Genomic DNA, 24379 nt, shown 5'->3' with positions numbered 1-24379 from the left:
CCTGTCGAAGGAACCTTCTGGCGCTCTTGCTGCGCCCAGTTTTCTAAATTCTCTGCCAACATATCTCTATCCTCCACCAAACTGTTGAGCTGATCCAGATTAACCTCAGCCCCGAGCCGCGGTATGCGAAGGAAAGTACTGTCAGTGTTTGAACATCTCGTCGAGCGAGTTCGCAGCCAAGATGGCTAATGACCACTCATCCAGTTGCTCTGTAGTAGCTTGGTTAAGTCGCTGCAAAACCCACTCAGGAACTTCACCAAACTTCATTTTGATCTGCTTCGTTAGCACGCGAGTTTCACCTTGGTGCTGTTCTCTCTTCGCCCAACTTTCGAGATTCTCTGCCAACATATCTTTATCCTCCACCAAACTGTTGAGCTGATCCAGATTGACCTCAGCCCCGAGCCGCTGCAGGTGACGCTTGAGCCAGCGGGTGATGATTTTGTCGATGCGCTCTTTATTCGGATCGGCCTGGATGATCGCCACGATCCTATCTACCGCCTGCTGCAACCCCTGGCGATCTTTGGAGGCTTTTTCAATACTGAACACCCCGCTCAGCGGTGTCTGTACCAACCCTAACTGTTCGTCAGTATAGCGACCTTCATCGACTAAGTAATAGCGTAAGTGTGGCTGGTAGACCTGCAGAAACGCAGGCGGTTCCGGGCGCACCATGTCGTAGATATCTTGCCGGGCCGTCCAGTTCTCAGACCCATTATAGAGCACGATAGGCAGAATGGGCGGTAAGCCCTTGTGCGGTGTTGTCTTGCCATTTTTCAGCAAGTGATCATAAAAACAGGCCACGTAGTGCATCAGCCGGATCGGCATCGTGCGATCCACCCTCGACTGAAACTCCAGCAAAATATAGAGAAACACGGTTTGAGTAGTGCCCTGCCAGGTCACCTCCACTGACCACACCACGTCCTCAAACTTTTCCTCAAACAGCGGTGTGATGTAGTTACCGCTGTGGTTACTGAGTGTCGAGAAGTCCATTAGTTCAGCGATTTCAGTCGGCGCGAAGCCTTCAATCAGCTGCTGCACGAACTCGGGGTAACTGAATAACTCTTTATAGCCCGTATCATGCGGCTTGTGGGTAGTATCCGCCATGCGCTTTCCTCTCCTAATGCGTTTTATTTTACCACAGCACGCCCTATTCCAAGCTCATGCCAGCGCTTAGCTTTTTTCTCTCATCCAATAGCCCATGCGCGAAAAAAGATGCCCACCAGAAAAGCCCCGCCCCACGCTGCCGGTCAGGGCAAGCGTGGGGCAGGCAGTGTCGAAGAGGCTGGGTAAGAGTGCCTTTATAGCCATCCGCGTTGGGCAAACGACGTGTAGCCTTCATGGCCAACGACAATATGATCCAAGACCCGAATATCCACCAAGCCCAGGGCTTCCTTGAGCCGCTGGGTAATGCGCCGGTCGGCATCGCGAGCGTTGGTTTCACCGTGGTGGATAAGGGCAGCCTGTGTGATGATAGGCTCAACTACCGTGAATATTGGCTATTACAACGCAGTTAAATGAGTATAAAACGCTTGCGGGCTGGCAGTGGCCAGCAAGCGGTGCAATTCTTGAACAAAAAAAGGTCAGCCAGTGAGCCAGCACAGCGTTAAAATCTCCGCCTACGAAGTGATATACGACCTGAGCCCCAAGCTAAAAACGTTGGAAAAGAGGTGAACGGCACGCTGCACGCGATGGTGGCGTCGGGGCAAACAGCGGAGGAAAAAGCCCGGGTTGAAAAGCTAAAAATCGAGTTCGAGCTGGAGCTGATGATGATCGATATGAACCTTAAGCACCTTTTTCAGCGTTACCAGCACGAGTTAGCCGCCGTGGCGAAAGACGATCGTCAAGAAATTTACCTGACGCTGGATGAGCACGAAGCCACCGCGATCCAAAACGCCAAGACGCTTTATCAGCGCGTACAAGCGCTGCAAAACCGTGGAAGCGTATGACCAATGAAGAGCACCAGCGTGTCATCGATGAACTGCAAGCCGTGATCAACGAGACTCAGCAAACGATTGAGCGCTTTGAGAATGCTGGCTTGGAAGGCGAGATGCCAGAGGATTACGAGAAGTTGCTCGTGATTCTGGATGACGCGGTAAAGCAGCAGCGTGAGCATACGCGAGTGATGCTGGATTGGTGAGTACAAAAAGCACACAATGTGCTATATTCTATTCATGAAAACCATCACATGGAACCTGGAGAAGAACCAGCTTCTCCAAGAGGACAGGAATATCTCCTTCGAAGATGCGGTATTGCACATTTCGATTGGAGGTATTCTGGATACCTTTGAGCATCCAAACCAGGCGCGATATCCAGGTCAAAAAATCCATGTTATTGAAATGGAAGGGTATGCTTACCTGGTTCCCTTCGTGGAGTCAGAGGATGAGGTTTTTCTAAAAACGATCATTCCCAGCCGGAAAGCGACCAGAGCCTATTTGGGAGGCCCAAAATGAGCAGGCTGCATAAAGAAGAGCAGGAAATTCTGGATGCCTTCGATGCCGGGGAACTCAAGCGAGCGCCGGAGTTTGAAGAGCGAAAAGCACAGCATCAGCAATACGCTGAAGCCATGTTCAAAAAAGATGCCCGCATTAATATCAGGCTTTCTTCAAAGGACCTCCGTGGCCTTCAAAAAAAGGCCCTCAAGGAAGGCATACCTTATCAGACGCTTGTGGCCAGCATTCTGCACAAGTATGTAGAAGGCCGCTTGCACGAAGACCGATAACGGGTCGGGACAAGGGTGATGTTATCGGACGGTCACCCTTCGACAGGCTCAGGGTGAGCGGGGTAGCGGGTTCAGGGTTACGCTTCGACAGGCTCAGCGTGAGTGGGGGAGCAGGCACGGCTTTGATGAAAAAATGGCGATTTTCACATTAACGTGACTTCAAATCTGTCAGCCGTAACAACAGGCGTCTTGGCATGCCGAGGGCCTTCCTTGATTTCTACCAAGCCATAGTCGCCCATCTTTTTAATGGTGCGGCTCAAGCTTTCTTTTCGACGCCCTGTTAGTTCGGCAAGCTCTCCTAGTGACTGCGGCTTGCATTGGCGAATCGTTTTAAGAAGCTCAAGGTTTTTCGTATTCAACAGACGAGACATGGACTCGACACTATCGAACCATATTTTAGGTTCTTCAGCCGCAGGCTTATAGAGACCTTTGGCAATCGAGATCGTGCGCTGGCGGAATTCATCACGATTCATGATGCCGATTTTGACGGTTGTCATATTCCTTCCTCTCGGAGTATTTCGTCGACCTGTTTCCAAAAATCTTCAATTAGCTGAGCTGCAGAATCAAAGAAGTAATCACTAACGACGCTGCGATAATGACGGTGATCCCACTCTGCGCGTCGCCCCGCAAACTTTTTGCGTTTAATTTTAGGTGCATGCGCGTTGTCAAAACCAAGTAGCCGTGTCCCGCTCTTATGGTGAAGCGTCAAGCTATATTTTATTCCATGGGGAATATTCGATGTTGCATTGACTCGCCGGACCTCAAATTTGACCCAAAAATCACCTTGGATGCCGTATTGAATACCGTTGAGCGCTAATAAAGTATCTAATCCTTGATCATCCATACACTTCTTCCTTGCACCATAGCTGGAATGTAGGTTGGTTGATATCAGGTGTCAACTGTATATACATGGGAAAGGGTGACACTTCGACAAGCTCAGCGTGAGCGGGTTCGCGCCTCGGGCTTTTCGAGGAACGATCACTCTGAGCCTGTCGAAGGAACCTTCTGGCGCTCTTGCTGCGCTCAGTTTTCCAAATTTTCTGCCAACATATCTCTATCCTCCACCAAACTGTTGAGCTGATCTAAATTGACCTCAGCTCCGAGCCGCTGCAGGTGAAGGTGGGATCAGTGCTTGCCCAGTAGCGTCTCCAAATTATCCGCTGTCAGAATCTGCTCTACCCAGTCATCAAGTTGTGCATCAGAAGCGGAGGCAATGTGCTTGTCAGCCCAATCAGGCAACTCACCAAATTTCAGAGCTATCTGCTTGCGCAAGGTGCCCTCTACACCTTCATGGACTGCTTTCGCTCGCTCATAGCGCTCAATCGTATTCACGTAAGGCATATGGTTTTCCTCCTGTATGGCGTAGACTGCCTGTACAAACTCGGGTTCCAGGGCGCTCGGCAGCTGGAGCATCCAGTCGATGATGATAAATAACGTTACGACCTGGTCGCGGTTATAGCCCCGCTCATACAACAGCCGTATCAGCGCTACTTTGACGTCCTTGCGTGTGGCACCGTCTTTCACTCGCTTAGCCTTAATCTGGGCCATGACCACCAGAGCGAAGACGTTATTGCTGGCTTCCAACGCCGCCCAGCGCGCTTCCCAATCGATCAATTTAGCCGTGGGGAAGGTAAACGTCAGCTTGCACCACCAGCGTTGATAAGATAATGGAAGGTGGTAGGCCGAAAGCTGTCACGGGTGTCGGCCAGCACCGCCAAGCTCACCACGTCCACCCCATAGCGATCTCGTAGCCGGTACTGGTAGGTGTACATGCGCTCGGCAAAGGTGTCTTCCGGCTCGCCCTGGACTTCAAGATGAATCAGCACCCAGGTTTCACTACCGTCGTTAGCGTAGACCTTGGTCAGCTTATCGGCGTAGCGCCTACCGCTATTGGCATCCGGCGTGATCTGCTGCAGCTCCTTGTCGAGAAAACTGTAGCCCTTCGACCAGTCCACCTGCTCATGAATCGGAGGGAATAGCAGATCCAAAAACTCCTGAAAGTACCCTTCCAACGCCATCTTCCACGGACTGTCGTGGTCAGCGGTTCGGGAGGTATCCGTTTCGCTCATGCGCACTCCTATTTCAATAGGTCGATTCTACTACGGCAGGGCAGTCAGCGCGTGGACATCGCCGCGCCCGGCGTAACACGAAGCCTCTCGCCACAGCTGATTTATCTGCGTGATGCCTCCGCTCCGTTCAGCTTAACGCTGCGTATCGACGGCAGAACCGTGCGCCACGAGCTGATTGGCAGGCGCGGAGAGATCGGCTTGCCGCCGCTCTCGCCGGGCCAGCACGAAGTGGCACTTGATGCCAGTACCTCGGGGACTTGGCTAATGAACTACCGCTACCCGGATGAGTCGGGCTACCTGCGCCGCATGGCCTTCCGACTTCAAGAGGAGACGCTGCGCTATCCTGTCAATAAGCGTGAGGATGGCCAGCTGGTCGGGGCGCGCTTCTACTCGCTGGGTGACGCCGGCGAAGCGAGCACGGTGCGCGTGCGCATCACGCCCGAGACGCTGAACCCAGGGCCGACGCAGGAGTGGACGCATCTTGAGCGGCACTATCAGGTGACGCCCACCGCCGAGGAGGCTGGCGTCGGCTATGTGCTCGACCAGCAGCGTGAACGGCTTGCCCACGGTCAGCCGATTCTGATCGACTTGGGCAGAGACCTTCCCGATGGCCCCTTGGGCGTGGAGTTTTCGCTCACGAGCGGGGCACCGGGCTATATCGTTTTCCATGAAGTGCTGCCGGGCGAGCACGAGCGAACGCGCAGTTTTCGCGAGGAGGGTGAATGAAAGGGGCAAACGCGATGAAAAAAACCTTACTGATGGCGGCGGCACTGCTGGTGGTTCCCGGCACGCTGACGCTGGCTTCCGCCGAGCCGAGCCTTGAGACACTGCTTGATCAGGCGCGCAGCGAAGCGTACGCCGTGCCCCCCGCAAATAGCATCCTCCTAGCCCAGGAGGGCTTTAGGCAGTGGCTTGCCGCGGACAAGCGAAGCGAGGGGGAGCGCGATTTCAAGGACCTGGACTACGAGTCGATTGCCCTGTCGCAGTCGGACATCGTGGTCTTGACCGAAGAGGAAAACGCGCGCCGGGGACGAGGGCTCTTTGCCGCGCGCGTGGCAGGCGGCTCACCGCTTTTGATCCAGGCGCCGCACCAGTACTTTGATCTACGCACCGGCACCCTCGCGCGCCAGCTCTTTCTGGAAAGCGATGCCATGGCCGCGGCTTGGAACACCACGCATCGCTACGAGAGCGATGACACCGACTTGGTGCACATTGCCGACAGCTACCTGCACGCCTTGAGCCGCGCCTTTGCCGATGTGCATCCAGAAGGGCGGATACTCCAGCTGCATGGCTACAGCCGCGCCAAGCGCGACAGCCGAGCCGGGCGTGAGGCCCAAGCCATCCTAAGCGACGGCACGAGTTATCCGCCTAAGGCGCTGGTGCAGCTGACCGCGTGTTTGTCCGACCGACTCGACATCCGCGCACTGCTTTACCCCCGGGATGTTCGCGAACTTGGCGCCACCACCAATACGTTGGCTGCCGACTTGCGCCGTCGCGATTTTGAGGGCTTTGTGCATCTGGAGCTTGACGCCGATCTGCGCAAACGCCTGATCAAGGACGCGGGTGCCCGACATACCCTTATCCAGTGCGTGACGGAGACGACCCCATGAGATGGCTTGCGGTGATCGTGGCCGCTGCGCTGCCCTTGAGTGCGGCCGGTGAAAATCAGCCCGAGGGTTATCCTTACGGGGCAGATCCGCTGGCCGAACGCGAACGCGCCAGTCAGGCGCCCCGGCTGATGTGGGAGCAGGCCAAGCGGCTGGATCACACACGAGACAGCCGAGTGAGACTCGATGCCAGCGACACCGCGACCTTCGCGCTTGCCGCGCAGGGGCATCTGCGCCTGCAACTGGACGACGACCAGACACCGCCGCTGCTATGGCTCTCCCGCGACGGCAAGCTCTGGTGGCAGGCGCCCTGGACGCCTAGCAGCGAAGGCGATGAGTGGCTGCATGTGAAGGACAAGCCATCGCCTCTATTGGCACGTCTGGAGGCGGAGTCGGACATTCGTGGCCGGCTGTTTGTCGCCGAACTCGACCCCGTGGACGCGCCGACTACCTACCAGCAAACCCATACGGCGCACGAGTTTGAGCAGGTCTCGCTGATGGATGAAGACGGCGAGCGGCGTGACGTTCAGCGTCTGGCACAAGGGGAGGTGATTGCGCTTGAGGTGGAAGGCCCCCGGGTGCTCGCCGTGGCCAGCCGGCCGGCCGAGGCGGCCGAACAGCAGCAGTACTCGCTGAGCTGGCGCTTGAATGCGTCGCCCTGGCGACAGCTCAGCGTCGAGCGAACCCAGTTGAGCACGCTCTATCAGGAGGCGGGCAACTCGCGCTTTCACGGCGGCATGGACCGGCGCTATCTGACGATTCCCGAGGGGGAGCACCGACTGGAGCTCAAGGCCTCGCAGCCGCTTTTTGCTCGCGTCGAGCAGGCCGAAGCGGACTATTTTCTCGGTTTCAACGAGCCCGAGCCGACCACGGCCGAGCTGACCCAGGGGCTTCTCGACCACCCTCTGCGCGCCGAGGGCAGAACACTGCAAGCGCTGAAGGCACTTAGCCAGTCGAATCACCTCGAGGGTGCCGCCGATATTGCCCTGGGCTTTCTTGAGACACAGCGTCTTGAACAAAGCCGTCTTGATCAGGAGGCGTCCGCGTTCCCCGGCGCTCGGCCTCAGAGGGCAAGACAGGCCCTCGCCGGGGAGATCGAACGCAGCCAACGCTTTTTTCGTAGCCTCTTTCCCGAGGCCGGCGCGGGTACAAAGCGTGCGCCCCTTGCCCTGAACACGGCCTGGTTTGCCACCACCAGCCCGCTAGACCTAGAAATTGATGAGCGCTACTACCTAGGGAAGGGCGTGCTTGAGCGGCTGGGTCGTGGCGTTTTTGTCGAGGTGAGCCAGGAAGCGCTGCGTTACCCCTTGCCCGAGCGGGCCGGGCCTTCCCGGCTGCGACTTGCCGTGGCGCGGCTGGCACTCCAAGAGGCCGAACTCTGGGTGCAGTACGACGAGGCACCGGCCCAGCGGCTTAGGCTCTCAGAGCCTGCCAAGGGCGCGTCACTCCCCACCCCCGAGGATGCCGTGCTGTCACAGCGAAAAGCGCCGGGGCAGGCACTGGTACACCCCACCCTGGGCGGTGACTTTACCGCCAGCCGGGAACCTGGCCACTACTGGCCGACAGCCAGCGTGGAGCTTCCCCTGCCGGCCGATATCGACGCGGTGCGTGTTTGGAGTGACGCGCCGCTTTCCGTCGCGCTGCAGTACCGCGCAAGTCAGCCTTTTGATGCCGGCGAGAGCGCTTACCGTGCGCTGCTGGAAAAGACCGATTCTCTCCTTGCCGAACAGCTGCACCGGGCGCTTGAAGCCGCACCGAGCCCGGCATCAAGGCCACTTCCTCTTGAGCCCACACCGGCGCAGGCGCTGGAGAATCAGTGGTACCCCATGCTGCGCTATCTGCACGCCGCCCAGGCGGCTTATTTGGATGACATAAGCCCGAAGACTCCGCCTGGTGCTCCCGACCTGGATGCGCGCCTGAGAAAGGCATGGGCAGAAGCAGGGCGCAAGAAGTGGATTGGCGTGCTGGAAGCGCTCGGGCACGCCGGCTACGGGCAGCACCCGGAGGCCTACCGGCTATCGCAGCAGGCGCTTGAAACACTCGGTGAACACTACCTGGCCCGTCGCCAGCGTTTGGCCTCGGCGGTATTGGGGCAAGACGCAGCCACGAGGCGCCTGGCGACCGATGATATGTTGGCGGAGTACGCCAAGACCCAGCGCTGGGGCAGTCAGGTACGTCTGCTGGCCGCACGTTTTGTGCGCGAAGGCGATCAAGCGCTTCTCGACCCCTTAGGCGAGGCGCTGCATCGTGCCGGCGACGCCCTCTGGGCCACGCAGCTTGGCTTGATGCTTGCCCATGAAGGGGCCACCCCCGCTTGGCTGCCGGCGGCGGCCGAGCAAGATCGGAAGAGCACACGTCTGAACTCCAGTCACAGTTCCGTATCTCGTATGCCGTCTTCTGCTTGAAAAAAAAAAAAACTTTCTCCTCAGTGCTCGATACTGCGGACAGCTTCGAGCGCACCCTGGCCGAGCAGGCGTTGCACCGGGGCGATCGCGCCGCCCGCGAGGGCGATACCGACCAGGCCATGGCGCATTGGCAAAAAGCGGGAGAGGCAGGCCATGCACGGAGAGAGCGAATGCGTGCTGGTGAATCCATCGCCCGTGCCCTTGAAAGCCCGAACCGAGAGCGGCGCCTGGCAGGGGTTGAGCGCTGGCTTGAGTGGTCGCGGTCGCAAGAACAAGCCTTCGATTGGGTCTCGCTGGATAGCCGCATCGAGCGCGCTCGCGGCTTCTCGACCCTGTTCAGCGAGGTCACGCAAAAGCCCTTTGCGCTGCCACAGGCAAGCCACGATGCGCCAGTGGAAGTCGAGGTGGTGGGGCCGGCGGTACTGCGCGTGCAGCTTCGACGAGTGGCGCCGGAAACCCGTGAAGCAGGAGAGCTCGATTGGCTTTCCGCCGAGCTTATCGATGTTGCGGGCAAGACGACCACGCTCAACGCGCCGATTTTAAGCCGCGCGGAAAACCCATACCTTCAAGCGATCCATCAAGGCGCCGCCACGGCCACCGGCGATGACACCTTGGTGGCGGTGCCCCCCGGCCTTCACCGCGTGCGGATTAGGCCTCAACAACACGACTACCTGACCCAGCTGTGGCAGTGGCAGCCGGCGCACCCCTGGGCGGTATTGCCGCCGGTGACGCCCTTGGCCTTGAAGGACCTGCTGCACGCGTCTCCTGGAAGGGATGCTTTCCTCTCCTCCCCGGTGCCTGACTACTTTCAGGTGCGCGACGGCGAGCTTGAGCCGCTGGCGGTCAGGCCCTCGGCGCAACTCTATAGCCGCGAGCTTGCCGACCTGGACGCAGTCAGCCTCAAAAGTACGCTGGAGACCCTCGACTTTCCCGATCCAGCTGACGCTCAAGAAGGGAGTGGCGGACCGGCAAGCTGGCCGACAGGGAGCCATGCTGTTCAGGTCGATAACATCGTAACGAGTACCGGTGTGCCCGATTCGCCTGAAAAGGCCCATGCCCTCGCCGTGGCGCTGCTCTGGCAGCTTGAGCAGCACCCAGGCATGCAAGATTCGGTGAGTGCGCGCCTGGCGCAGCTGGCCGAGGTGCACGCCGACGTGCCAGCCATCCGCGCGCTTGCCGATAGGCTGCGTCAAGGGTATCGCTGGGAGCGCATCAGCAGCAGCTTTGAGAGTGCTGGGGTGCGCCAGCTGCCTTTGGAAGAATCGATGCATTCGCCTTTTAGGCGCGTGCGTCAGGCCCTGTTGCCCGAGCTTTCCAACGCCGCGATGCTCTTGAGTGGCAGAGGCACCGAAGGCGTGGAGCTTTTCACGCCTGACCCCCTGACCATCGAACTGCGCCTCGCTCAGCGGGTGATGCCCTACGAGGCAAGGGTGCCCGCCGAGGTGATGATACAGCTTGACGATCGCGAGCCCCGGCGGGTGCGCTTATCGGAAAGAGAGACCCTTGAGCGCATTCGCCTGGAGCCGGGAGAGCACGCCCTGCGGCTGTGGCTGGATGACCCGCGCCAGCAGCAGTTCGTGACTGCCCAGCTTACCCGGGCTGGGAGCGGGGCGCCGCTGCTGGAAGACGAAACGCGCACCTACCACATCGCCGCCCCTGGTCAGCCGGCGAGTTTTTATGTCAAAGGGCCGGCCTGGGTGCGGGTGGACGAGTGGTCGCCGCGCCAAGATGCGACGTCTTATCGCTTCGTGGCGCCGGGATGGCAGACCCTGACCTTTGAGGCGAGAGGTGACGAGGATCGCTATTTTCGGCTGCATGCGTTGCGCGCCTCGCCCGAGGCCGAGTTGCCGCTTGAGTCGAGCGTGATCAAGGCAAGCCTTGCCGTTCCCGCTCGGGGGCCTTCGCCACCGCCGGCACCGGCAGAGCCGGTCGCCTGGAAGCTGGAGGATCATCACTCGCCCGGTGCCGGCCTGGATAGCGGGGGCGGCTATTTGCGCTTTGTCGAGCGTATCGACGGCAGTGAGGATGCCGTCGCGCCCGTTCAAGGGACAAGTGCGCTCGAGGCCGGCGTCAGCTACCGCGTTCGTCAGCCCGATAGGCGGCTTTTCAGCCGCAGCGACGTCCTGATGCGTCGGCTTGAGGGCGGCCATGGCGTCGTGGGCGCCAAACAGTGGGTGGATTTCTACCCCGACGAAAGCGACTGGCAGCTCGGCTTTTTCGGCGAGGCCTACCTTCAGCCTGAGCGCGTCGAGGGGGTAGCCGGTAACAATCACTGGGCGGCGCGGCTACAGGGCAGCGCCGAGCGAACTTTCCATCTTTCGCCACGGCTTCGGCACGAGGCCGGTATTACCCTCAACCAGCGCTGGTTGAGCTTGGATTCGGTGCCCCTGGCCGACTTATCCGCCATAGACCCCGATGTGTACTCGCCCTACAAGGACGATCACCAGCGAAGTCTGGTGCTATCCGACCGCCTCACTTGGTCGCCCCATCTGGATCAGCGGGTCTATCTTGAGGGAGCGCTGGTAAGCAATGAATCGCTCAACCCCTTTGATCCCGATTATGGGGAAGTCACCACGGCGGCCAGGCAGCTATTTGGCAACGTCGCCGGGGAGGCGGGCGTGCGTTGGCGTCACTACTTCAACGACGACGACCGTGGCGCGAGCATTGATCAGCAGCGGCTCTTTGTGGGCGCTGATCTGCTGCGCTTTGATAGCGGTGCCAATGCCTGGACGCTGAGTGCGCGGGGGAACTACGACATCGAGCGCCGCGATTTCGGTTTCCAGCTGGACGTTGGCTTTGAGGCCAACGAGGGGCGTTTGAGCCCGGCCCGACGCCCGGATGAGCGCGCGTTTTTGCCCTTGAGGCGCGCCCAGCAGCGAGCGCGCGTTGACACCAACCGTCTGGTGCCACAGGCGTCGCACGAAGGCGCCTCGTCGGCACGCGCGAACTCGATGACGCGAGCGAGCGGCGGTATTGCCGTCGATCACGCCGTGGATCGCTATATCCAGGTGATGGCATTGAGCACCCACGCCGCTGCGCTTAAGCTGCAACAAACGCTTGATCCAAAGCTCGACGCACCCACGCGCTTGGTGAGCGGCGGCGGCTTTCATCGCGTGCAGGTCGGTACCCATGCGCATGGCGTCGCGGCGCTGCGTCAGCGGCTAAGCGCTTTGGGGTATGCCGAGACGTTTATGGTGAAGCGTGAGTAAGCGCGGGCAGAGCCTAAAGGACAGGGGACGATGGGAAAGTATCATGAAGCGTAACGCCAATGTATCCCTTGAGCAGTGTTTGACTGATGGGCTCTCCGCGCCTTGGCAGCGGGTGAGCCGGCGCCAGATTGCCGCCATTCTGGCCTTTTTGCATAAAAGCGGGCGTCAACTGCCCAAGGACGACCCCGACGCCCTCTATCGGGTGCTGCTGGAGACGTTGCTGGACTGGATCGAGGTGCAGCGCCGTGACATCGCGCGCCTGCATGCCAACCACCATGAGTTCACCGCAAGGCTCGCCAGCGCCCGCTCGGAAGATGAGATTCGCGGGCACGTGCTCGATTATGCTCGCACTCTGGGGGCAGGGCGGCGCCAACTGCTGGGGGATCGCCAAGCCTTCGGGCGCTGGTTCGGCCCCGATGCGGTTAGCGAGCGCTACCAGAAGCAGTTCGCCGATTGCGAGCGCCACCTAAGCTTCAGCCTGGAACGGCTGGGGGAGCTGGGCGCGCGCTATATGGGCGCGGAGCGCGTCACGCCGGAGGAGGGCATTCAGCGCTGGCGAAAGCTTAATCTTGAAGGGAGCATTGGCGAGCTACTCGCTTACGAGGGCGACCTGCGCGTGCGTATTGCGGCCTTTCATGGCCTGGCCCGGGTTGCCCGTGCCCTGCCGCCGGAAGGCCGGGGGCGCTATCTGGGCGACAGTACCCTGAACTACAGCTACCGCCTGGCCATGGACTCCCGCCAGCCGGTGTGGCTCCAGACCGAGGCGCTGTCGCTTCTGAGCGTTATGGGCTATCCCGCCGTGGTGGATATCATCGAGCGCCGCCTGACCCGCGTTGTCGAGGGCGACGACTTCTTCGTGCGCCAGCACGCGGTGCAGGTACTGGGTGATCACAGCGATGACACGAGATTCGAGACCCTGCTCGAGACCGCTCTGAACGACCCGAGCCCCACGGTGCGCCAGGCGCTGATCGACCTGCTGATCAAGCGGCGCCCGGCGACGCTTGAGCAGCACCTGTCAGCGCTTGCCCTGGAGGACAGCGCCCAGGAAGTGCGCGGCTATGCGGTTCATGGCCTGATCCGGCTGGTGGAGAACGACGCCTCTTGTGTCGATTTCAGTCGCGCGCTTGCCGAGCGCGGCGCTCGCCATGAACGTCTGCCCATCACCCTGCGGCTCTATTGCCACCTCATGCCGGCCATCGCCGCCGTCCTGCTTGAGAAGGGCGAAGAGGCAGCGCTTGAAAGGTGGGCGGAAACCGGCTTTGCCCTGCTCACCCGGTTGCATACCCAGGCGCTTGACCTGCGCGTGCGGCGCTGGGCGGCCCAGGCGCGGGAAACCCTCTGGTGCATGGCCGACCCAGAGGCGCGGGATTTGCACGCGCAGCTTCGTACGCGCCTCAAAGAGTCACCGGTGCGCAAGCGGCGGCGCCTCAAGGTGCCCGAGGGAGCAGACGATGACCGCTTGGGTCGGGTGCTGAGTGCTCTGACCCAGGATGACTTTGGCCTGGATGCCAGCCGCGCATCGGGCAAGCTCGCGTTTCGGCGCTGGGAGCGCTTCCGCTTTCGCCTCTGGCGGGCCTGGTACGAGCTGATGCACTCCTCGCCGGACAAGCGCCAGGCGGGCCACCACACCATCGGGCGGGTGTATTACGGCCTCTTTCAGGTGCCCTCGGCGCGGATGTCGGAGCTAAGTCCCACCAAGGTGCCTGGCGAACCTTTGCACATGAGCGACGAGGATGGCTGGCGGCCCTATCTACCGCTGGTGGATCAGGTGATCTCGAGCCTCGATCAATCCTGGCCGACCCGGCCGATGAAGCTCTACACCAGCGAGGGCGTGACCGAAATCACCCCGCCTGGCGGGCTTATTGCCCGGCTGCGCGCGCGACTCAAGCTCACCTTCCGCTTTGCCCACTACGCGCGGCTGCGCAACTGGGAAGCCGACAGCGGCGGGGCGGCGAACGGCTACGTGACCGCACTTCAGTCGCTGGGCTTCAAGGTCGGCTTTCGCACCCATACCGACCCGGATGCCAAGCCGCTGCCCGAAGACCCGGCGGTGCGGCGCTTCTTTCACGCGCTTGCCTTTCCGCCGTTGCTGGTGGGTTGGTGGCAGGATTACACCGGCTACTTTGTATCGGTTTACCAGAACACCCTGCGCCAGCTGAGCTTCTTTCTGGCCGGCATGCTGGCGCTGTTCGTCGGGCGGCACGTCTACGTCAACCTGACCACCCGGCGCGCGCGCAACAAGCTGCCGCTGGTGATCGGCGGCTGGGGTACCCGGGGCAAGTCGGGCACCGAGCGCTTGAAGGCCGCACTTTTCAATGGTCTTGGCTTTCATGTGATCTCCAAGACCACCGGCTGCGAGGCGATGTTTTTGCACGGCTACAGCCACCGCGATCTCCAGGAGATGTTCCTGTTCCGGCCCTACGACAAGGCCACCATCTGGGAGCAGGCGGACCTGGTGAAGCTGTCCAAAAAGCTCGACGCGGATGTATTTCTCTGGGAGTGCATGGGACTCACGCCTGCCTATGTGCGCATCCTGCAGAAGCAGTGGATGCGCGACGACATCTCCACCATCACCAATACCTACCCCGACCACGAGGATATCCAGGGACCGGCGGGTATCAATATCCCCATGGTGATGACCGAGTTCATCCCCAAGAACTCGACGCTGATCACCAGTGAAGCGGAGATGCTGCCGATTCTGCAGCAGGCCTCGCAACAACTCGGCACCGAGTGTCATCACATCGGCTGGATCGAGTCCGAACTCTTGCCTGGTGATACGTTGTCCCGCTTTCCCTATGAAGAGCACCCCACCAACATCGCCCTTGTGCTGCGCATGGCCGATGAGTTCGGCATTTCGCACCTGTTCGCGCTCAAGGCCATGGCCGATCACGTGATTCTCGATCTCGGCGTGCTCAAGGTCTATCCGCTGGCCCATGCCCGGGGGCGCTGGCTGCAGTTCACCAACGGCATGTCCGCCAACGAGCGCCTGGGGGCGCTGGGCAACTGGAATCGGCTGGGCTTCGACAAGCAGGACCCGGAGGCCGAGCCCGGCGTCTGGATTTCGACGGTGATCAACAATCGCGCTGACCGGGTGGCACGCTCAAGGGTCTTCGCCGACATTTTGGTCAACGATATCAGCGCCGATCGGCACTTTCTCATCGGCACCAACCTTGAGGGCCTGATGGGTTATATCGAGGAGTCTTGGGCGGTGCGCCGCGAGGAAACCACGCTCTGGCCGCGCTCTCAGGAGAACCCCGACCCTTGCGTGGAGTGGCACCGCCTGGCCCGCCAAATGCGCGTTTGTGTTACCGAAGAGGCAGTGCTCGGCAGGCTCTCGGCCATGCTCGAGGGGCTTAAGGTGGAACATGACCCCCAGGCGCTGTTGAAACACCTCGCCGACCCCGGGGAGTACCTAAAAACGCTCACCCAAGAAGGCAACCCGGGGAAGGCATCGCTTTCACGCCATCTCGAGACGATCCTTGCCCAGCATCAGGCTTACTATCGGGAGTGGCAGGCGTTCCGCGAACTCGAAGGACGGATCGCCAAGCACCCGGCCCCGTCCGATTCGCTCGATGAACAGGCGCGCGACCTGCTCTGGACCTGGTTTCGCTCGCGTATCGAGATCGTGCGCTCACCTTTTGTGACCGGCGAGCAGCTGGTCAACCTGATCTGCGAGCAGACCCCGCCCGGCTACACCAACCGCATCCTTGGCATGCAGAACATCAAGGGCCCAGGGCTTGACTGGGTCTACCGCTGGCAGGCCTGGGACAAAATCCACGCCGCCGGCGAGATGATCCTGAACGGCAATCGCGGCGAGGCAACCCGGGGTCTGCAGTTCCTGGCGAGTTTCCAGGAGTACGGCCTGCTCTCGGCGGAGTACATGCAGGCGCTGCTGAGCCGCGCACGGGAGCTGCCGGTGGCCCAGAGCGAGAGCTTTCAGGCGGAGTTGCGCTTGATCGCCGCCAATCTCGAGGCCAAAAACAGGCCCGAGGAAGAGGAGGAGGGCCTGTCATCCAGCGAGCCCTCGGGCGGGCTCTGGATGACGCTCGTGAGCTGGGTGGAGAAGTTTCTCGACGTGGGCGATGCCGTGCGCCGCCGGCGCAAGGCCGATCAAATCTATCGCGACATGGTCAGCCAGCGCATCAGCACGGCCCGCGCCGCCGACGAGCTGCAGTACCTGACCAAACGCCAGAAGGGCGGCTGGCTGATGCGGCGGTGAGGGTCAATACCTAGGGTGACGGGCAGGTGGGCGGCGTGGCATCGGCGGAAAACGTTAAGCCGGTAAACCAAGCGGTGGCATCGCCGCCGGCGTTATCGCCATCGCTCATGATGGCGACGCCGTCAATATGGTCGTACTTCTCGCCAAACAGGCGCTGGTAATCCTCGCGGACGTCGCGCACCTCGGCGACCCACTCGCCCACTTTAGCATCGCCGCCCTGTAGGGCAAGGAGCTGGGCGCGGTCGGTGAAGGCATTGGTCCAGGCAGTGCCGGGCGCCTGCGTTGATGACCAAACGTAGTTAACCGACTGCACCTGCCACGGCAGTAGCCCGGTTTTATGCGCGACGTAAACGCGCCCGGGGTAGTCGTCGCCGGCTTTGGTGGTTTCGTCCAAACCGGGGTAAACACGGTCTACTTGCCAGCACCACTTCAGGTACGGCGTTTGCGTCAAGTCGATTTCACGCTCCAGGTAGAGCGCCGAGGCTTGGCCATTGGCGCGCGCCTGCAGCACACGCTCGCCATCTTTCTCGGTGAGCCGGTAATCGGTTTCCCCTTCAAAGCTGCGGGTAGGCCAGCGCTCCATTTGGGTGGGTGTGAAGGCGATGGGATCGCTTCCCACCACGGGACTGATGACAACGGCCAACCAGGGAAAAAAGAGCCAGCGCAGCGAGGGGGAGAGTGACTTCATGCATCGCCTCCGGTGTCGTCGGTTTTGGGGGGCGTTTCCCCGGCGCGATGCAGCAGCTCAAATTGCGCCTGGCAACGACGACAGGGGCCGCACATCATGGTGTGCAGACGGAGCTTTAAGCGTTCTCGCCGGTTTAAGGGGCGATCAAGCGAGAGCGACATCAGCTTGGTAGCTTCGCGGCACATGATCATCATAGGCGCCTCTTGAAATTGGCGTTAGGGGAGTTGAGCCGGCTTATTTTAATGTAGTGACGCAGTCGTAAATGCGCACGATGGATGCTGGCTCAGCGGTTGGTTGCTGTCGCACCGGCTTCCTTACACATTTCCTCTCTTACGCGAGACGGCCCTTTTGCGCGCCGCGGCCCGCAAACCGCAGTAGCTCATGGCCAGCACAGCCCCAAAGACCAGGTGGGCGACGATGGTGTCCCAGGTTCGCGCTTGTAAAAACCAAGGGAAGAGCACGGTAAACAGATAGAAATTGACGGCATAGATTAAAAGCCCGAAAAGGCTACCCCTCAATATGCCTTTAAAAAGACCAATGCCTTCCAAAAAGGGCGCGAGAAGCCAGGCATAGCTTAACGACAGGGTAAAATGCACCACCATGGCGGCGAGGCCCACATCGAGGGCGATGCCTGCCGGTGGGGGTAATACCTCAGGCCCCAGACCAATCGCAGCCATCATGCGCACCGGTACCCAGGGGCCTACCTGTTGAAAAAGGAGAACCAAGGCCATTTTCAAAATAAGAAACACAACCCCTGCGACTACGCCGGCAATCGCCGCCATGCCCCAAGCACTGGCTTCAAAACGCTCGGAAAGCCAAGGTGACAGACCCGACATAACGGCCTCGGGCTGAGTGGAAGTGGGGGCGTTCTGGGCGGGCAGCTCGGAAACGGAGTAGTTTTTCAGATAGAGGTTGAGCAGCACGGGGTGCACGATAATGCTGTAGGCCACAAGCGAGAACCCCATCACCAGAAGCTCGTCACGATAGGCGTAATCAAGCGGCAGCATCAGTATCAGTGCCGCTGGCACGGCGCCCCGTAGGCCACCGAGCATCAATACATGGCTCCAGTTAGCCGGCAGCGAGCAATTTTGCAGGCGCAGTAGCGGGCCCAGCCCATAGATCAGCACCGCCCGGCTGATAAGCAATAGTGGGATCACCAGGGCCAGGCGCCAGTTGAGCGCGAGCAGTTGAGGCCCCATAGACGCGCCGAGCGCAAAGTAGAGCGCGCTCGAGCCCAGTGTTCCCAGGTATTCCCAAAAGTCGTTGTAAAGTTCGTGCTCACTTGTTCTTTGCCGATGCCGACTGTGACTGAAGGCCAGGGCAGAAAATACCACCGCAATGATGCCCGAGGCATGCAGCAGATGTTCGCTTAAAAGAAAGGTACCGATGGGCAGCGCCAGAGTCAGGGTTAGCCCCGGCATGCAGTTCTGCTCTCCCCAATGGCGGACCAAAAGCCCCAGAAGCCAGCCCATCAGTAGGCCGATGGGCACTGCCAGCAGCATGCTGCGCAACGTCGCAATGGTGACTTTGCCCAGCGAGAAGTCGCCGGCACCGAGCACTACGCCGACCAGCGTGGTAAACACCACAACGGTAATCGCATCGTTGAAGATGGACTCGCCCTGCAGCAGAAGCGCCAGGCGTTGTGGAATCGTGAAGCGCCCGAGCACGGGCCCTGCCGTGGTCGGATCGGTGGCGGCCACGGCGGCGCCAAACAGCAGGCCGTGCCATAAGGGAATCTCAGCCAGCCAAGCGATGGGCAAACCAATGACGGCAAGAGCAAGCGGCATGCTCAGCAGAACGAGAAGCGCAATGGGGAGGGCGGCGCGCAGCACTAAGCCGATGGGCAGGTGCCTTCCTTCGGCAAACACCAGCACTGGCAGGAGCATGCCGATCACCAGCTCCGGGTTGAGTCGGATAGCGGGAAGCGTAGTCGTCTCGGCGGCGAGCAAGCCGTAGCCGATGCCCACTGCCAAGAGCCAGGATTCTGCCGGTAGCACCGAGCGGCGTGCATAATGCCGGATCATTGCCACCAGGATAAAAAAGCCGCATAACGCGGCAATCAAAAGGCGATGGTGCTGGCCAAACGCATCCATTTTGCACTCCTGCCGGACTTTCTATCGCTCGGGGGAGTTGAGCCACCCTTTTTCGATGCAGTCGCGCAGCCGTAGGCGCGCGCGATGGAGAATGACCCAGCAGTTGGTTTCCGTTACCCCGACTTCCTGACAGATCTGCTCCGTTGAGAAACCCATAAATTCGCGCAGGGTAAACACCCGGGCAATGTTATCGGGTAGGGCCATCATGCATGCGTCAAGGACGCGCCAAAAGCCTTGGTTTTCCAACACTTGATCGGGTTCGCCCCAGGGTTGAGGACGAGCGGCAGCCTGCCAGCGGCCGTTGGTTTGAAATAAATTGTCTTGGAGTAGCGTGTCGAAAGCATCATCGTCGCTTTGGTCATCAAAAGCGTGCCAGTTGGCGTAGCGTTTTTGCTGGCGAAGTCGTTCCAGGATTTTGTTTTTCAAGATGCCGAAAACCCAGGTTTCAAACGCCGAGCGCCCTTCAAAAGCCGCGTGTTTTTCCAGCGCGACGATTAAGGTGTCTTGCACCGCATCTTCTGCCGCCGCGCCATCGCGTAGCTGCAAACGTGCAAAGGCGACAAGTTTGGGCCGCAGCGCCGCGATATGATCATGGGTAGCGGAGTCATGGGAAGAGGGCGTGGCGGTGGTCATGGAAATCCTCACAATCAACGCCCGCAGCCCAGGCTACGGGCTAGCTCTCGGTATCAGGGGGCTTCCCACTCAAGCGGCTTGAACTCTTCGTTCAGGGGCGTCTCGGCCATGTGGTTGGTGTAGTTCGAGAGGGTTTTGAGGGCGCAGGCAATGACCAACTCCAGCGCTTGCTGTTGGCTGAAGCCCGCATCGAAGAAGGCGTCTAACTCGGCTTGCTCGGCCCAGCCGCGTTTTTCGTTGAGGTGGCGGGCGAAGCGCGTCACCGCCGCGACCTTGGCATCATCTGGTGCAGTGCGCTCGCGTAGATCTTTCACCAAGTCATCATCGGCACCCGCTTGTTTGATACCGCCTGAATGCGCGGCCACGCAGAAGTTACACTTGTTGTCGGCACTGATGGCCAACAGTGCTGCTTGCTGCTCTACCGGGCTCAGGCTGGTTTTGGCGTAAATGCCGTCCAGGGTGAGGTAAGCCTCTAAAAGCGCCGGGGCTTCCGCCATTTTGCCGAAGATATTGGGCAGAAAGCCCATTTTTTTCTCCGCGGCTTGCAGGTGCTCTTTCGCCGCTTCCGGTGCGCTGTCGGTGGTGTGCAGGGTGAAATCGGTCATATCAAGCTCCTTCAGTGGATGATCACGTTGCCTAACACGGTAAATTGATTATGGAATATGTGGTCCATAAATGGCAAATGCGTTTCCAGAAAATATTTCTTGACCGAATTAATCACGCTAGGACCTGTTGATGTTTCCCCTGGGTAACGACGACGCACCGTGTTTGCTCATTCAGCCCACCACGGCCTACGCTAAAGTATAGGTCTTGGTAGCTATCACTACAGATCTTGATTTACTAATGATTGATTTATATACATAAGACATAATTATGATTAAAGGAGGGTGGGTAAAATGCTTAGATTTCACATCATTGCAACCACTATGGTAACCATTGCAGCAGCTGCAGTGATGCCAGCTGTAGCAGCTGAATTCCCCCATGATCATCCGGGTCAGCAGACCGAACACTGGAGCGGCACTTATACGGGGTACAGTGATGGACGTCGTGCAAAGCTCACAATAGAGCACAACAGCACGACCGAGATGATCCACGATTTCAACGTGACCTTGGAAGACCTCGACCGGAACCAGACATTCACAGGTTCAGGGCAAACCAAATTCGTCAATCCCCATGGCGTGGGGCACATCATGCAGGTCATACCTCTTAAAGAGGTCGGTGGATCGGGACAAAAAGACGTAAACCGCCTGCTACTGCACACTTGGGACACGGATATCATCTCGGGCAGCTCACAGTGGAATGATACGGATTATGGCTTAAGCTTTAGTCAAGAACGCTAATAAAGAAAAATAGAACGCGACCAGCTCATCTGGGTATGAGGAGCTGGTCGCCAAGCTATTTATCGTTGTGATGTGTGCCAACATGGCGCTTTTTTTGTCAGCCAGTTTCGCACTTCTGCATCATGAAGACGTTTTCAATTTTCGTTCGCCACACTACTGCTGCTTACCATCGACATAAACGATAGCATTGCTCGATTGATTGAGTTCGACCTGCGGTATCGGACCAAACACCATGAAGCCATCCTTGGCACCAGCAACATGACCCTCGGCTCGGTTTCCGCTGACATTGTCATTGCCCTGGATGGAAACGCTATGACCATTCAGTTCGCCCTCAACCTGCTCCAGCCGGCCGCCGCCATGGAGGATATAATCGGTTCCCCCAGCCGTGTTCGTGCCGCTGATGACGACGGTGTGGAACTGCTCACCGTTCACGAAGACATTGGCGTTCCCCGGCTTCTTCAGGCTAATTTGCGGCATCGCACCAAAAACGAGGTACCCGTCGGCGCCGCCGCCGACATGGCCACTGGCATGGTCTCCGCTGCTGGTGTCATTGGGCTGTATCGAGACCTGGTGGCTATTCAACGTGCCACTGACCTGCTCAAGCCGACCACCTCCGCGGATGGTATAGTCGGTTCCTCCTAGCGTGTTCAACGCCTTCTGCCCACTAATAACGATCGTGTGCGTTGGATCGCCACCGGTATCTGCCGTATTGGGGCCGTGAGTACGGAAGTCCACATACGCCGAGGCGGGCTTGCCCGCAAAAACTGCCATGTCGTATTGAACGACAGCCCGATAACCTTCGCTCTTCCCCAGTTCGCCCGCGGGAATCTTATGGTCAATCAGAAGCATACCCGACGTCCACATACGCCCCGTCGAAAGACCTTTCCCGCGCTTATGTTCCATTGAATAAACTTGATTACCGCTATCGCGATGATTAATGTACAGGCGGATAATCTTAACATTCGGATCACAGTTTCCCGTGGTATCGGCCGTTGCCTTAATGGTCGGGGTCGTCGAGACCAGTTCGCCCGGATTGGGGCTGTCGAATTCAGGTGGGCAAGCATCCTTGGCTTGCGCCCCGGTCGTGGACAAAAGCGACAAAGCCAAAATGGTGGGTGTCGCCAGAAGCATTCTGGTCAAGCAATTCATAAGAACTCCTCCTCATGCTTTTTCATCAGCCGCACCAGCGGGCATCACCGTTAGACCTAACCCTATGAGCGCAGACGCGCTCATAAGTGGTTTCAACTCCAAGGTCATCGCTAAAACCCCCCTTTTTTTCAAAATTGCCCTACATTTCAATGTGGGTCTACTGCTTGGTCCCGTCAAACAGCCTTCTGATCGAATGTTATCCCGCCTTCGATCTCAGCTTTAGATGTGCCACAACCTCGCTTAGAACAAAGCCTCCGAAATCACTGGTGCAAAGGTACAAGAAATTGATGATTTTCATGTCCGATACGAATCAAGCTACCCGCGAAACCAACAAGCTAGCCAGCATCCTGCTCGCACTGCTCATAAGTGTCTGGTTGCCACAGGCATACGGTGCCAATGGGCTGACAAAGACCAGTGCCTACACTCAGTTGAATCTCGATGAGTGCCAGCAAATCCAGCAGCAATCATATTCTTACGTGTGGCGCTGCCCAGGCTACGGCGGCATCCCGGTCTGGGTAGCCGAGGACGATTCGCGCTATCTCGTCTCCTTCGGTGCAAATGCCGCCGAACAACCCGCCGCCGAGCAGTCACTACCGCCTTTCACGCGGCTTGGTAACACACTTGAGTGGCGGCTGGAGATGCCGCAGCAGCATCCCTTCGCGACTATCCTACGTTGGCATACGGAGCATAGCGGCACGCCTGATGGCGAGATTCTCGTCGTCACTAGGGTGAGTGACGACGAGGCCTGTCATGTGGCGTATGTCGACGCTCGCGCCAACCCCTCGGCCAATGTGCTGGCACGGCGAGCGGCCGATCGCTTGGCGTCAGGTTTCAACTGCGGCAGCAAGCCGCTGGTAGTGGGCGATCGTAGTGAAGCTGCCTGGTACTTGGACCCGTCAATGGGCTACGTGCGGCCAGGACCAAAGGCATTCAGCCCCGCCGATACCGAGCAGCGAGATAGCAGCGCATCAAGCTCGCACCAGGATGCCCAAAACAGGGCTAGCGCTCTTTTGCTGGGTCTGCGTACTGGCGAGAACTACCGCTCCTTTCTCGTGTACCGCGACATTGACGCCCAATTTGGGAACAGTTCAGGTATTCACGAGATTGAAGGGATGATCGTATCGCCACAACCAGAGGGTTTAATGCGCCTTCAGACGCTAACAGTGCGATTGCCTGAAGGCTGCCTGGACAAAAACTGCCGTGGTATATCCCGCACGGTGTTCGCTGCGCCATGGGGACAGAGACTCACGCCAGTGAATACCCGTGCATCGATACGTCAGGAAATGCAATCAGCCATGCAAGGTAGCTCGGATGGTAATTACCGGCGCGAGACAGTGATACTCTCAGTCGCTAAGAGCATTGTCTGCGGGCATACGCGTGCGCGATGGGAATCCAGCGCGCCCCACCCAACGCATATAGAACGTCGTGGCTGCATACCGCTCACCAAAGGTCGCTTAACGTTCGCCGATGGCCCCTTGCCTCCCGAGCACCTACTATCCGAAGCAGAGCTGAAACAGGTACGCGAGCGGATTAAAGAACGCTACGCGTCTGGGCAATTCGAGAACTCCCTCCCTTCTCGGGCTATGGAGGCGGTGGGACAGCTGAAGCTGTCGAGCATGCGCCTGCTATTAGAGCATCAAAACGGCACGCTCCAGGCGTTCGTCATAGCGGACGCCTTTGCGCCGTATGCACTTTCGGAAACCTACGATGTGCAAGTGAAAGTACCTGCCGGTAGGGTTTCGCAGCCGCCAGCGCAAGCCGAGGCGGCCGCCAATACAACTGCTGAGCGTGACGATGCAAACGCTCGGCTCACCTTTACCAGCTTCGACCAAGCGCTACGCGTCGTACTCGACACTGAAAGGCTGCGCCTGATCGACCGTTCATCCGGAGCGGTCCTCCAGGAACGGAAGCTGGCCTGGGACGACCTGGTGAGCGCTGCCTGGATCAGCGTTACGAAGGCGCGGCGCCTGAAGCAACAGTTCTTACAAGCCGAAGACACTTCGATAGCCACAGAGACAGAGGAGGCACTTCCTAAAAGGGAAGTCAGGCATTAGCAGACCGGTGGCTACCCTTATCGAACGGCACCTCTTTCACGACAAATTTGGTTATTTTTCAGTCATCTGAGCATTTTTGATTACTGTGGGCAGTCAAAGATTCACTAAGGGTCTACTTTAAGGGTAAGCAAAAGCTGTGACAGGCTGAACGGATATTTGATTAGGAATTCGCGCTCAAATCACGCATTTGCAGATAA

At 59.0% G+C, this 24379-nt stretch carries 21 protein-coding genes and 1 pseudogene; 10 read left to right on the top strand and 12 right to left on the bottom strand.

Annotation, left to right across the window (positions count from 1 at the left end; genetic code table 11):
• Positions 1-141: 141 nt before the first annotated feature.
• Together BQ9846_RS06225 and BQ9846_RS16480 are read right to left on the bottom strand one after the other, a co-directional pair.
• Positions 142-1101, bottom strand: a complete 960-nt coding sequence (locus tag BQ9846_RS06225; protein ID WP_075879880.1) for an Rpn family recombination-promoting nuclease/putative transposase — start codon at positions 1099-1101, stop codon at positions 142-144.
• 194 nt (positions 1102-1295) lie between these two features.
• Positions 1296-1424, bottom strand: a pseudogene (locus tag BQ9846_RS16480) (JAB domain-containing protein); the annotation flags it as partial.
• A gap of 240 nt (positions 1425-1664) precedes the next feature.
• On the opposite strand from BQ9846_RS16480, the gene BQ9846_RS06215 reads away from it, so the two are divergent.
• The 4 genes from BQ9846_RS06215 to BQ9846_RS06200 are packed head-to-tail and all read left to right on the top strand — an operon-like array spanning position 1665 to position 2716.
• The gene (locus BQ9846_RS06215) at positions 1665-1943 is read left to right on the top strand and encodes a hypothetical protein (RefSeq protein WP_083651490.1); all 279 of its coding nucleotides are present in this window, start codon (positions 1665-1667) and stop codon (positions 1941-1943) included.
• Positions 1940-2134, top strand: a complete 195-nt coding sequence (locus tag BQ9846_RS06210) for a hypothetical protein (protein WP_075879878.1) — start codon at positions 1940-1942, stop codon at positions 2132-2134. The genes BQ9846_RS06215 and BQ9846_RS06210 overlap by 4 nt, the downstream gene beginning before the upstream one ends.
• Positions 2135-2168: 34 nt before the next feature.
• Positions 2169-2447 (top strand): BrnT family toxin, encoded by a 279-nt coding sequence (locus tag BQ9846_RS06205; protein ID WP_075881665.1) that lies wholly within the window; start codon positions 2169-2171, stop codon positions 2445-2447.
• On the top strand, positions 2444-2716 hold the full coding sequence (locus BQ9846_RS06200; protein ID WP_075879875.1) for a CopG family antitoxin: 273 nt from the start codon (positions 2444-2446) through the stop codon (positions 2714-2716). Before BQ9846_RS06205 ends, BQ9846_RS06200 begins: the two co-directional genes overlap by 4 nt.
• Before the next feature lie 143 nt (positions 2717-2859).
• Here BQ9846_RS06200 and BQ9846_RS06195 read toward each other — a convergent pair whose 3' ends face one another.
• From BQ9846_RS06195 to BQ9846_RS16940, 4 genes are all read right to left on the bottom strand, one after another.
• Entirely contained in the window at positions 2860-3213 is a 354-nt protein-coding gene (locus BQ9846_RS06195) for an HVO_A0114 family putative DNA-binding protein (protein ID WP_075879871.1), read from the bottom strand.
• Positions 3210-3560, bottom strand: a complete 351-nt coding sequence (locus BQ9846_RS06190) for a toxin-antitoxin system TumE family protein (protein ID WP_075879869.1) — start codon at positions 3558-3560, stop codon at positions 3210-3212. Before BQ9846_RS06190 ends, BQ9846_RS06195 begins: the two co-directional genes overlap by 4 nt.
• 281 nt (positions 3561-3841) lie before the next feature.
• Entirely contained in the window at positions 3842-4330 is a 489-nt protein-coding gene (locus BQ9846_RS16945) for a hypothetical protein (protein WP_235818924.1), read from the bottom strand.
• Positions 4331-4353: 23 nt separating this feature from the next.
• Positions 4354-4785, bottom strand: a complete 432-nt coding sequence (locus tag BQ9846_RS16940; RefSeq protein WP_235818923.1) for an RpnC/YadD family protein — start codon at positions 4783-4785, stop codon at positions 4354-4356.
• 51 nt (positions 4786-4836) lie between these two features.
• On the opposite strand from BQ9846_RS16940, the gene BQ9846_RS06180 reads away from it, so the two are divergent.
• From BQ9846_RS06180 to BQ9846_RS06160, 4 genes are all read left to right on the top strand, one after another.
• A complete protein-coding gene (locus BQ9846_RS06180; protein ID WP_075879867.1) occupies positions 4837-5511 on the top strand; it encodes a hypothetical protein in 675 nt (224 codons plus the stop codon).
• Positions 5508-6395, top strand: a complete 888-nt coding sequence (locus tag BQ9846_RS06175; protein WP_075879865.1) for a hypothetical protein — start codon at positions 5508-5510, stop codon at positions 6393-6395. Before BQ9846_RS06180 ends, BQ9846_RS06175 begins: the two co-directional genes overlap by 4 nt.
• Before the next feature lie 2425 nt (positions 6396-8820).
• Positions 8821-12006, top strand: coding sequence for a hypothetical protein (locus BQ9846_RS06165; RefSeq protein ID WP_144049387.1), 3186 nt, complete (start codon positions 8821-8823; stop codon positions 12004-12006).
• Positions 12007-12049: 43 nt separating this feature from the next.
• Positions 12050-16225, top strand: a complete 4176-nt coding sequence (locus tag BQ9846_RS06160; protein WP_075879860.1) for a HEAT repeat domain-containing protein — start codon at positions 12050-12052, stop codon at positions 16223-16225.
• A gap of 10 nt (positions 16226-16235) precedes the next feature.
• Here BQ9846_RS06160 and BQ9846_RS06155 read toward each other — a convergent pair whose 3' ends face one another.
• The 5 genes from BQ9846_RS06155 to BQ9846_RS06135 form a co-directional block, all read right to left on the bottom strand.
• Complete coding sequence (locus BQ9846_RS06155) at positions 16236-16913, bottom strand: DUF3047 domain-containing protein (RefSeq protein ID WP_075879857.1); 678 nt, start codon at positions 16911-16913, stop codon at positions 16236-16238.
• Positions 16910-17107, bottom strand: a complete 198-nt coding sequence (locus tag BQ9846_RS06150) for a zf-HC2 domain-containing protein (protein WP_075879854.1) — start codon at positions 17105-17107, stop codon at positions 16910-16912. The genes BQ9846_RS06155 and BQ9846_RS06150 overlap by 4 nt, the downstream gene beginning before the upstream one ends.
• 120 nt (positions 17108-17227) lie before the next feature.
• Positions 17228-19006, bottom strand: a complete 1779-nt coding sequence (locus tag BQ9846_RS06145) for a cation:proton antiporter (protein ID WP_075879850.1) — start codon at positions 19004-19006, stop codon at positions 17228-17230.
• 21 nt (positions 19007-19027) lie between these two features.
• Positions 19028-19639 carry a sigma-70 family RNA polymerase sigma factor gene (locus BQ9846_RS06140; RefSeq protein WP_075879847.1) on the bottom strand — a complete coding sequence of 204 codons (612 nt, stop codon included), beginning with the start codon at positions 19637-19639 and terminating at the stop codon, positions 19028-19030.
• A gap of 53 nt (positions 19640-19692) precedes the next feature.
• Positions 19693-20244, bottom strand: a complete 552-nt coding sequence (locus tag BQ9846_RS06135) for a carboxymuconolactone decarboxylase family protein (protein WP_075879845.1) — start codon at positions 20242-20244, stop codon at positions 19693-19695.
• Positions 20245-20535: 291 nt separating this feature from the next.
• On the opposite strand from BQ9846_RS06135, the gene BQ9846_RS06130 reads away from it, so the two are divergent.
• On the top strand, positions 20536-20979 hold the full coding sequence (locus BQ9846_RS06130) for a hypothetical protein (protein WP_075879843.1): 444 nt from the start codon (positions 20536-20538) through the stop codon (positions 20977-20979).
• 153 nt (positions 20980-21132) lie between these two features.
• Here the strand turns inward: BQ9846_RS06130 and BQ9846_RS06125 are convergent, their stop codons facing one another.
• Positions 21133-22128 (bottom strand): hypothetical protein, encoded by a 996-nt coding sequence (locus tag BQ9846_RS06125; RefSeq protein WP_075879841.1) that lies wholly within the window; start codon positions 22126-22128, stop codon positions 21133-21135.
• Between the two features lie 296 nt (positions 22129-22424).
• On the opposite strand from BQ9846_RS06125, the gene BQ9846_RS06120 reads away from it, so the two are divergent.
• On the top strand, positions 22425-24182 hold the full coding sequence (locus tag BQ9846_RS06120) for a hypothetical protein (RefSeq protein ID WP_144049386.1): 1758 nt from the start codon (positions 22425-22427) through the stop codon (positions 24180-24182).
• Positions 24183-24379: the final 197 nt, after the last annotated feature.

Origin of the sequence: Vreelandella massiliensis, from assembly GCF_900155385.1 — a bacterium.
Taxonomy (GTDB): Bacteria; Pseudomonadota; Gammaproteobacteria; order Pseudomonadales; family Halomonadaceae; genus Vreelandella; species Vreelandella massiliensis.
The sequence above is the reverse complement of the archived record's forward strand: the minus strand, read 5'-3'. Positions and strand labels throughout refer to the sequence as shown.